Origin of the sequence: Mesorhizobium amorphae CCNWGS0123 (assembly GCF_001686985.1) — a bacterium.
GTDB lineage: Bacteria > Pseudomonadota > Alphaproteobacteria > Rhizobiales > Rhizobiaceae > Mesorhizobium > Mesorhizobium amorphae.
In genome coordinates, this window is sequence record NZ_CP015318.1 from 3,299,781 (window position 1) to 3,309,036 (window position 9,256).

The window sequence follows — 9,256 nt, forward strand, 5'->3', positions numbered from 1 at the left end:
GCCGCTTGGATTGCAACCGAGAGGCGAGTAGCTTCCGGCGACTGTCGGAGGCCTGACATGCACGGACATGACTTGCGTAGGCTGCTCCTGCTTTGCGGGCTCATCGGTCTCGCCGCCTGCACCGAGAAGGACTGGCGCGCTGCGGCGATCGCCAAGGCCGAAGACGAGGTTCGTGACCAGGTGAACGATCCGGTGGCCCAGTTCAGCCATGTCCAGGTCACCGGCAACAGTTCGACCGGGCAGACCTGCGGCTACGTCATGGCCAAGAGCGGCATCTTCATCAAAGGCGGGCACTTCATCGTCTATATCGATGGATCCACACCGCGTATCGAGGGCGGCATGGGTCGGCAATCCTGGTCGAAGCAGGAGTTCGACTTTCAGTGGCAGAATGACTGCCTCAAGGAAGGCTACAAATCCTGAGCGGACATAGCCGGACCTGGGTTCCTCGCCCCGCGCGAAGCGGGGAGCAACAATTTCACGTCTGCCGCGCTGCCCCTCATCCGCCTGCCGGCACCTTCTCCCCGTATAGTGACGGGGAGAAGGGGCTTGCCGCAACCTTGGCGCCCCGCCCACAACGCTGGTGACTGGCGAAACCGTCGATGAGAGCGCCCCTCTCCCCGTCACTATACGGGGAGAGGATGCCGGCAGGCAGGTGAGGGGCGGCGCCAACGCCGACGGAAATCATATGCAAAAACAATGCGCTACAACCGCATCCTGAATCGATCCGTGCGGAGAAACAATGACCCGTCACGTCACCTTCATGACCATCGACGACGCCGAGCACTATTCGCCCGGCCAGCGCGCGGCGATCGTTGCCGCCTATCCCGCGCATGAGCGCGAAGCCCGCGCAAAAGGCATTCCAGTGCTGGGCTCCGGCCGCATTTTTCCGGTGGCCGAGCAGCTGATCGCCTGCGAGCCGTTCCGCCTGCCGCGCTACTGGCCGCGGCTCGGCGCGCTGGATTTCGGCTGGGACCATCCGTCGGCTGCGGTCGAACTCGCCTGGGATACGGAGGCCGATATCGTCTATGTCACCAAGGCAGCCCGCGCCGCGCAGCAGACGCCGGCGATGCAGGTGCTGACGCTGAAGCCGTGGGGCGAATGGCTGCCCTTCGCCTGGCCGCGCGACGGCCGACGCGAGACGCTGGAGGGCGCTGGCGTGGCGCTGGCCAAGCAATATGCCGCGCACGGGCTGAACATGCTGTCGCGCCACGCCCAGTTCGCCGACGGCTCGGTCTCGGTCGAAGCCGGGCTGATGGAAATGCTCGACCGCATGCAATCCGGCCGCTTCAAGGTGTTTTCGACGCTGTTGCCCTGGTTCGAGGAGTTCCGCCTCTACCACCGCAAGGACGGCCAGGTGGTGAAGCTGCGCGACGATCTGATGGCCGCGACCCGCTATGGCGTGATGATGTTGAGGGAAGCGGTGGTCGATCCGGCGGAGTTCAGGAGCGCACGGCGGCCGGCGGGGCAGGCCGATCCGCTGGGGGCTTTTCGGTAGGAGGCACAGTTTTACCGTCGGGAGGAATGAAGACACGACAAACGCTCAGCAATTTGTGCAACTTTTTCCGAGCCCCGCCTATGCACCATCGTTGGGATGTCCCATATCTCGGACAGGGTAGGTGTGAGTTGCGAGGCCTTACGCTATTGTGCCGGAACTGGGATTGTTTTTTGTAGGATCTGTGTAATCAATAGCCCTAACTCAGACGATTGCGACCGCCTCGATGAAACGCCCCAAGGATCTTCCTGAATTCGACAAGCCCCCGCTAGATGAGCTAGTTCTAGGGGTTCAATTCACACCTCCGTTCACATATAACGACACCTATGCTCAACGCGTCTGGGATCTCTTTAAGGCCGATTTTCCCGTGTACGCGGAGCAGCCTCGGCTATTGCCCTCTTTTGAAACCTTTGGAGGTAGTGGAGCGGAGGGCCTATCTCTCCAAATAAATCTTCAGGGCCAAGTTAATCGAAACAGATATTGGTTTTCATCGAAAGACGAGACCCACCTCATTCAGTTTCAGGACGATCGGTTGCATTTGAATTGGCGGCGAAGGCCTGCCAGAGAAAATCAATACCCTAGATTTGATCGCATTCAAACAATCTTCCAAGGACTGCTAGAGAAGCTTTCTTCTTTCTTTGAGGGAGAGGGCTCTCGGTTAATCATACAGCAGTCCGAGGTTTCGTACATAAACGTCATTCTTTTCGATGATGGTGTTCCCCTGCGAGACTGGTTCACGTTCATTAACCAATCCCCGTTGAAACTAGAGTCTCTAAATGCCATCTTTACTGAGGTTGTCAGGTCGGAGACGAATCAGCCTATTGCTAGGATGTCCTATGAGTTGAATTCAGTGGTCTCCGTACCAGAGCGAAAGCCAGCAGTTCGGCTCGCTATTACGTACAGAGGAAAGCCTGCGGGGGAGACGACTATTTCGGCCAGAGATTTTCTCTTCACTGGTCGAGAACGGATTGTCCGCAGATTCTGCGAACTGACCAGCGCAAAGGCTCACGAACGTTGGGGAAGAAAAAATTGAACAGAGCCCTGCAAACCGCTGCATTTTCCCGCGAAGTTGGCCCTGCCGGCGCTTTGCCGTTTGGGAATCGTGATCGCTCCTCAGTGAAGCGTCTCATTGTCCAGGGGTTCGAATTCCCGTGGCGTGAAAGGATAAATGCTCGCTTGACCGCCTTGGTCCAATTGCCAAAGGGATGGGACGGTTACCAAGGTCGACCCGTCAGCTTTCCGACAGCATATTTTTGTATGTCGATCCTCGAGAAGATCGCCGCCCCAGGCACGCCGCCGCCTACTTTGGTGCCTGGCTCTGATGGTTCGCTCCAAATCGAGTGGCATGCCCACGAGTTCGATATTGAAGTCGATATTCTTCGCGTCAATGAAGTGAGTGCTTGGATGTTTGATCATCGCACTGACGTCGAGACCGAGCTCGAACTCACGAACGACTTTGCAGAAGTGGCGAAATGGGTCGAGGATCTGGCACGCAGAGCGACAGGCAATGCTATCGCAGCCGCCGCGTGATAATGCCGGTGTTGTGAACCCTCACGACCATGGGGAAATCCTCGGGGATGACGTCATAATTCGGCGAGTGAACCCCGCCGAGCATGTGTATTTCGACGAAAACCATCAGGTGAATCGGCTGTCGACTAAGGTCATGCAGCCGTCTAGTGAGCCGAAGGGCGGTATGTCGATCGACCACGAACCCACGCTTGTGGAAATGGGCATTGATCCCAGAGCCTTCGTCACCAGCCCTCCAATGACAGCTTCGGTTTGGCTTCGAGCCGGCGCTGCTCGCGAAATAGGGCTTCAGGTCGGATACGATCCGATTGATCCCCACAACATGGCGCATTGCGAGGTTTGGGGGCCAATTGAGCGGCCGAACAGGTTCAGTAAAGGCCAGCAGCGAAAGCTTCTTGCGACCAGTGAGTGGTACGTCGAACTTCCCGGCGTAGTGGTGTGTTTAGCTGACTCTGGTCAGGATCAGTGAACATCGACAGATAGGGCAAAAGGGGGCGTCCGTCTTTGCTCTCGTTTGATGATGGCTTCGCTTCTGACTGATGCAGGTCCATCCATGACCGTCCGCATCAATCCCGCCACGCTGTGCGACCTCAGCTACATCGCCACCAATCTCCGGCCTAATGACCATGCCGAGATCGACTGTCAGCTTGACCACTGGACGCCGGGGCTGGCGCCGATGCCGACCAATGGGCAAACGCCTACTCCACAATCTTCCAATAAGAATCCTTGCGAGTCACCTTGCCGTCGCGGAACGTGTAGAAGTCACAACCCCGCACTTCCTTCTTCACCCCCTCGCGGGTGGTGCCGGTGAGGGTCCATTTCGACATGCCGGTGTCGGCAGCCTCGTCCACGAAATGCTCTGATTTGCCGTAGTGGACATCGGGCAAGCCTTCAAAGCGGGTTGCCAGCGCTGCTCGGACGTCTGCTTTGCCCTCGAGACGAGAGCCCCAGGGCTTGCTCCCCCTCGGCATCTCCAGGACACAATCGTCGGAAAAGCACGCCATGATGCGATCGAGATCATGCGCGTTGAAGGCCTCGCATAGCTCGATCAGTGTCGATCGAATGTCCATTCGCCCGCCCCCCGTCCAGTTGCATGGCCATTATGCCGATATCGGCACAGCGATGGAACATTTTAGCCTTCGGCTGTCGCCAAATTGGTGCTGAGCTCGAAAGCCAGTCCCGATCCATCGGCGTAGGGGTGCAGCGCGGGCGCACTTTCGCTCACGATGGCCTCCACGACGCGCTTGCGTTCCTGATCGCCCATGTCTTTGCCGACAGCACTCATGCCGACCAGCGCCATCGTGTTCAAGCGCAGGAAGGGTGCGCCGTCCTGGAAGCGTATTGTGCGCGATATCGTCGCTGACCGGACTTCGTGGAAGCCGGCGTCCCGGAGCAGCGCCTCCAGCGCGGCTGCGTCGCCAAAGCTGTACCGCTGATCCGCGATGGCGCCCAGGTGGCGCTCCGCCACCCGGCGGAGCTCCCGAAAGAACGGGATTTCATCGTCGGATCGCCATGTGGCTACCGCCAGCCTGCCGCCCTTCGCCAGCGCCCGCCGCATCTGCGCCGCCGCCGCGGGCTTGTCGGGAAAGAACTGCAGTCCCTGCTGGCAGACGACAATGTCGAACTGCTCTCCGTCATGCAGAGGCAGGGCGCCGGCATTGCCTTCGCGCCAGTCGATGCCCGGTGCCACGGCGCGCGCAACGGCAAGCATATTCGAACTGACGTCGATGCCGACGACGTATCCGGCGTCACCGAGCCGCTCCCTTGCAACGCGGGCCACTATTCCTGTTCCGCAAGCGATGTCGAGGACACGATCGCCTGGAGACAACTCCACCTCTTCGAGAGCCAGTTCGGCCCATGGCTGGAAGAGAGGGCCCGCGAGCCACCGCTCGTACATCTCCGGGAAACTTGCCTGGCTCATCGCGTAATTGGGCAGGGGCATCATTGCCTCCAATGGATCGATCCCGAGATTGGCATATTTTATGCCGACATGCCGCGCCGGAAAGTCCCGGCAAACTGCGGGTTCCAGCTCCCGGCATAATCCGGCACTCGGCATCATGTTCGTGCGCGTTCGACCTACGAAGTTAGCTCACCAGCGATTGCGCCGGTCAAGGCCGCGGGGGGCTCCGCTGCCAAGATGAGGCGCCCCCTTATGGCTGTGGCCCTTGCATGACCCTCCGCATCATCCCCGCCACGCTGCGCGACCTCTCCTACATCGCCGCCAATCTGCGCCCCGAGGACCGGGCCGAGATCGACTGCCAGTTGGACCACTGGTCGCCGGCGCTGCTGGCGCTGACGGCGCTGCAGGGCTTTGCCTATGTCGCCGAGCTCGACGGCAATCCGGAGGCCGGCTTTGGCGCCGCCGAACAGCGGAGCGGGCTGTGGATCGCCTGGAGCTGGGGCACGCGCCGCATGCGGCGCTGTGTGCCCGGCATCACGCGGTTTTTTCACGACGTGCTCGCCCGCCAGGTCGCGGCGCGCGGTGCCTGGCGGGTCGAGGCGAGGGCGCTGGCTGAAAACGAATTGGCGCTGCGCTGGCTCGGCCGGCTCGGCGCCACGCAACGCTGCCTGCTGCCGGGCCACGGCCGCAACGGCGAGGACTTTTTTCTCTACGACTGGACAAGAACCTCTCAACCCGGGGAAAGCCATGTGTCTCTTTCAAAAGCCACCGGAACTGAAGCCGCTGCCGCCGACACCGACGGCGCAGGACAAGGACGTGCAGGCGCGCGAAGCTGCCTTGCGGGCTGAGCTCGAACAGCGCCAGGGCACGGCGAGCACGGTGAAAACCGATCTCGCGCCCGGCGATCTCACCGGCCGGCGCCGCGTGCTGCTGGGAGTGTGACGCGATGACCGCGATGAAGCGCAGTTTCAGGAAGCGCGTGCTGGCGTGGTGGTATTGGCGGCGGCATGCGCGGTTGCTGAGGCGGCGGTGATTAGCCAATCTCCCCCCAAGTGGGGGAGATGCCCGGCAGGGCAGAGGGGGGCGCGAAGGAACGCCGACGGTCGCGTGTTTCTGTCAAGAATATCGCTGTGGGCGCGACCAGGATACAGGTCGGCGGGACAGCGCCCCCTCTGGCCTGCCGGCCATCTCCCCCACGAGGGGGGAGATCGGCAACTTCACCCTACATCTGCCCGTCCAGCCACTCGCGCAGGGCCTTGTCTTCTTCGCTTTCGGCAACAGGCGGGGTGCGCCGTCTCCAGACGTACCAGAGGGCGGCAAGCACGCCGGCGCCCCACAGGCCGGCGAACAGGTTTCCGATGAAGTCGATCTGACGATCCTCCCAAGCCGGGCAATATTAGCACGGCCTCAATGAGGAGGACAGGATCGACGTCGATTGCGCGGCCGCGGCTGCCTGCCGCGCCCGAGGCCGGATCAGCTTGGTTTGCGGGCGAAGGCCCAGACCATCAGCGGGTATTCCTCGTCATTGCTGAGGTCGCGCCAAAGGCCGTAGGCGCGCACCGGCCCGCCGATATGGGCTCTGGCGCAGGCCTTGTTGCCCCAGCCATGCACCTTGATGTTCGCTTCGGGAAAACCGCCCTCGACCATCAGCTGCTTCAGCCCGGCAGGCGTCCAGCGGTTGTAGTCGTGCGGCCTGGCATGCACGCGGAACAGGAAGGGTGTGGCCACCATCGCCCAGCCGCCCGGCCGGGTCATGGCATGGATGTTTTCGGCCGCAGCCAGCGGTCGCTGCACATGCTCCAGCACCTGGTCGGCGATGACGATGGAATACTGCTCTTCGGTGCGGTCCTTGCAGATGTCGAAGTCGGGGAAGTCGACCGAGGTGTAGTTGGGGCAAATCGTCTTCCAGTAGCGGTTCCAGCCCGGCGAAATCTCGATCACGTCGGAGGATTTGCGCCCACCGGCCTGCAGGAACTCGGTGAACGCCTCGATCTGGCGGATGCGCAGCCAGTTGCGCGAATCATAGCCGATCAGCCGCTTCACGGCGCGTTTGCTTTGGTTTGTCAGGGTACCGGCAAGGCTTGTCGTCACAATCGACCTCCTCCAATGCCCCGCCGCGCTGCCTCCTTAACATGGCAAAGCGCAAGAAATTTGACTGCTCGCAAGCAAGTGAACGACAGCGAAGAAAGATTGCCACCATGAGCGATTCCCGTGCCCGCGATATCCTGTCGCGCCAGGCCGAACTCGAGAGCGAACGCGCCGAATACGAGCCCGTCTGGGAGGCCGTCTCGGAATTCTGCGATCCCGACGCGCCCGATGTCTGGAGCGGCCGGTGGCAGTCCGGCCGAGGCTCGCAGGCCGAGCGGCAGGAGCGGCGCGGCGCCCGCGTCTACGCCAACACCATCAACTCGGCCGCCAACCGCCTGGCCGCGGGGCTCGAAAGCCTGATCATCCCGCAGTCGGAGAAATGGCACGGGCTGACCACCGCCGAGATGAACGACGAGGAGACCGACGAGGAAAAGGAATGGGCGGAAGCCTTGCGCGATTTCCTGTTTGCGCTGCGCTACTCCGCCAATTCGAATTTCGTGCCGGCAACGCAGGCCTGCCTGCGCAACGTCGTGCGCTACGGCCCGGCCTATCTCTATGCCGAGGAAGGCTTTGGCGGCACGCTGATCCGCTATGCCTCCATCCCCGTGGTCGAGGGTTATCTCGCGCGCAACCGCTGGGGCCAGGTCGACACGTTTCACCGCCGCTACGAGCGCACGGCAAGGCAGGCTGCGCAGCTGCTCGGCTACGAGAAACTGCCGGCGCGCATCAAGATGCTGGTCGACGACCCCGCCAAATGCGACGAGAAGATCTCGCTGATCCAGTGCATAAAACCGCGCGACGAGCGCCGCATGTACCGCAGCGGCGGCGCCTACCAGTATCTCGATCAGGCCTTCGCCTCCTGGCACGTCATCGAGGACGAGGAGGAGATCGTCAGGGAGAGCGGTTTTCGCACCTTCCCGGTCTCGACGTTCAACTGGCGCCGCTACGAGGGCGACGCCTACGGCATCTCGCCGGCCATCGAGGCGCTGACCACCGTGCGCGAGGAGAACGCCGTGCGCCGCTCGGGGCTTCGTGCGCTGCAGCAGGTCACCGATCCTGCGACCGCCTCGAAAGCCCGGCTCGACTATGTGCCGGTGCTCAATCCCGGCGAGAACTATCCCGGCCTGATCGACGACAATGGCCGGCCGCTGATCGCGCCGATCTCGACCGGCCAGAACCCGACCTATGCCTTCAACTATGCGGCGAGCCGGGCCGAGGAAATCCGCGACATGATGTTCGTCAATTTGTTCCAGACGCTGGTGCAGAACCCGCAGATGAGCGCGACCGAAGCGCTGATCCGCCAGGAGGAAAAGGGCGCGCTGCTCGGCCCCTCCGGCTCGATCATCCAGGCCGGCTTCGCCACCAATCTCGACCGCGAGCTCGGCATTCTCGAGGACAAGGGCCTCTATGACGAGGACAGCCGCTTCCTGCCGCCGGCAAGTCTTGCCGGCAAGGCGGTGCGGCCGACCTTCACCGGCCCGCTCGACGTGCTGAGGCGCTCGGCCGAGGCGCGCGATACCATCCAGGTGGTGACCACGGCCATGCAGATGGCGCAGTTCGATCCCGGCATCATGGACAATATCGACGCCGACGAGGCGCTGAAGATCGTGCAGAGCGCCGGCCGCAGCCCGCAGCGCATCTTTCGCCGCAGGCAGGAAGTGGCCGGCATGCGCGATGCGCGTGCCAAGGCACAGCAGGCACAGGCCGGCATGGCGGCGATCGCCACCGCCGGCAAGGTGGCCAAGGACGCCGTGCCTGCCGCGGTGCAGGCGCGCGACAGCGGCCTGCTCGACAGCTTGCAAGGCATGCTGATGGGCGGGCAGGGGGCGCCGGTCGACGCAACGGGCGGTCAGGTTATGGCGGCGGCTGGTGCTGGCACTGGTGGTCCTGACGTGGCAGGCAGCGCATGAGCCGCAAGCGCTTCGCCCATTCCACGCAGACCGGCGGCCCGGCCAGGGCGCGCGACGCGCTGGCCAAGGCCTATCTCAGGGTCTTCTCCGGCGAGGACGGCGAAATGGTGCTGGCCGACCTCGCCGCAGTGACCGGCTACTACCGCCGCCCGTCCTACGGCGAGTGGATGGCACGGACCAAAACGCCAAACGGCTTCGAGCTGCACAGCGCGCTGAGCAACGCGCGGGCCGAGGTGGTGCAGCACATTATGAGGTTCCTGACGCTGGACGAAGCGCAACTCGTGGCGCTGGAGAAGGCGGCGAGGATGGAGGAGAGGTAGGCGCTGAAGCTGCGTCCTT

At 62.5% G+C, this 9,256-nt stretch carries 12 protein-coding genes; 9 read left to right on the plus strand and 3 right to left on the minus strand.

Going from position 1 to position 9,256, the window contains the following annotated elements; all coding sequences use genetic code 11:
• The first annotated feature begins 57 nt into the window (after positions 1–57).
• From A6B35_RS15445 to A6B35_RS15465, 5 genes are all read left to right on the plus strand, one after another.
• The gene (locus tag A6B35_RS15445; RefSeq protein WP_006201658.1) at positions 58–420 is read left to right on the plus strand and encodes a hypothetical protein; all 363 of its coding nucleotides are present in this window, start codon (positions 58–60) and stop codon (positions 418–420) included.
• A 319-nt stretch (positions 421–739) separates the two neighbouring features.
• Complete coding sequence (locus A6B35_RS15450) at positions 740–1,495, plus strand: phage terminase large subunit family protein (protein ID WP_006201657.1); 756 nt, start codon at positions 740–742, stop codon at positions 1,493–1,495.
• 223 nt (positions 1,496–1,718) lie between these two features.
• Complete coding sequence (locus A6B35_RS37520; RefSeq protein ID WP_065518211.1) at positions 1,719–2,525, plus strand: TIGR04255 family protein; 807 nt, start codon at positions 1,719–1,721, stop codon at positions 2,523–2,525.
• On the plus strand, positions 2,522–3,022 hold the full coding sequence (locus tag A6B35_RS35585) for a hypothetical protein (protein WP_139032183.1): 501 nt from the start codon (positions 2,522–2,524) through the stop codon (positions 3,020–3,022). Before A6B35_RS37520 ends, A6B35_RS35585 begins: the two co-directional genes overlap by 4 nt.
• A 67-nt stretch (positions 3,023–3,089) precedes the next feature.
• Entirely contained in the window at positions 3,090–3,488 is a 399-nt protein-coding gene (locus A6B35_RS15465; RefSeq protein ID WP_206076572.1) for a hypothetical protein, read from the plus strand.
• 229 nt (positions 3,489–3,717) lie between these two features.
• Here the strand turns inward: A6B35_RS15465 and A6B35_RS15470 are convergent, their stop codons facing one another.
• Together A6B35_RS15470 and A6B35_RS15475 are read right to left on the minus strand one after the other, a co-directional pair.
• On the minus strand, positions 3,718–4,089 hold the full coding sequence (locus tag A6B35_RS15470; protein WP_006200546.1) for a nuclear transport factor 2 family protein: 372 nt from the start codon (positions 4,087–4,089) through the stop codon (positions 3,718–3,720).
• 62 nt (positions 4,090–4,151) lie between these two features.
• Positions 4,152–5,078, minus strand: coding sequence for a class I SAM-dependent methyltransferase (locus A6B35_RS15475; RefSeq protein ID WP_081482074.1), 927 nt, complete (start codon positions 5,076–5,078; stop codon positions 4,152–4,154).
• A 110-nt stretch (positions 5,079–5,188) separates the two neighbouring features.
• Between A6B35_RS15475 and A6B35_RS15480 the strand changes: the two genes are divergently transcribed.
• Positions 5,189–5,767 (plus strand): GNAT family N-acetyltransferase, encoded by a 579-nt coding sequence (locus A6B35_RS15480; protein ID WP_006200548.1) that lies wholly within the window; start codon positions 5,189–5,191, stop codon positions 5,765–5,767.
• Entirely contained in the window at positions 5,736–5,861 is a 126-nt protein-coding gene (locus A6B35_RS37175; RefSeq protein ID WP_280110129.1) for a hypothetical protein, read from the plus strand. Before A6B35_RS15480 ends, A6B35_RS37175 begins: the two co-directional genes overlap by 32 nt.
• 531 nt (positions 5,862–6,392) lie before the next feature.
• Here the strand turns inward: A6B35_RS37175 and A6B35_RS15485 are convergent.
• Complete coding sequence (locus A6B35_RS15485) at positions 6,393–7,010, minus strand: methyltransferase domain-containing protein (protein ID WP_006200551.1); 618 nt, start codon at positions 7,008–7,010, stop codon at positions 6,393–6,395.
• 107 nt (positions 7,011–7,117) lie between these two features.
• Here A6B35_RS15485 and A6B35_RS15490 point away from each other — a divergent pair, with 107 nt between their 5' ends.
• A complete protein-coding gene (locus A6B35_RS15490; RefSeq protein ID WP_006200552.1) occupies positions 7,118–8,917 on the plus strand; it encodes a portal protein in 1,800 nt (599 codons plus the stop codon).
• On the plus strand, positions 8,914–9,237 hold the full coding sequence (locus A6B35_RS15495; protein WP_006200553.1) for a Bbp19 family protein: 324 nt from the start codon (positions 8,914–8,916) through the stop codon (positions 9,235–9,237). The genes A6B35_RS15490 and A6B35_RS15495 overlap by 4 nt, the downstream gene beginning before the upstream one ends.
• Positions 9,238–9,256 lie beyond the last annotated feature (19 nt).

Bases quoted from the DNA above. Each gene is read 5' to 3' on its own strand.
- A6B35_RS15495 (WP_006200553.1), top strand. From the start codon at position 8,914: ATGAGCCGCAAGCGCTTCGCCCATTCCACGCAGACCGGCGGCCCGGCC.
- A6B35_RS15470 (WP_006200546.1), bottom strand. From the start codon at position 4,089: ATGGACATTCGATCGACACTGATCGAGCTATGCGAGGCCTTCAACGCG.
- A6B35_RS15445 (WP_006201658.1), top strand. From the start codon at position 58: ATGCACGGACATGACTTGCGTAGGCTGCTCCTGCTTTGCGGGCTCATC.
- A6B35_RS37520 (WP_065518211.1), top strand. From the start codon at position 1,719: ATGAAACGCCCCAAGGATCTTCCTGAATTCGACAAGCCCCCGCTAGAT.
- A6B35_RS15480 (WP_006200548.1), top strand. From the start codon at position 5,189: ATGACCCTCCGCATCATCCCCGCCACGCTGCGCGACCTCTCCTACATC.
- A6B35_RS15490 (WP_006200552.1), top strand. From the start codon at position 7,118: ATGAGCGATTCCCGTGCCCGCGATATCCTGTCGCGCCAGGCCGAACTC.
- A6B35_RS15450 (WP_006201657.1), top strand. From the start codon at position 740: ATGACCCGTCACGTCACCTTCATGACCATCGACGACGCCGAGCACTAT.
- A6B35_RS15475 (WP_081482074.1), bottom strand. From the start codon at position 5,078: ATGATGCCGAGTGCCGGATTATGCCGGGAGCTGGAACCCGCAGTTTGC.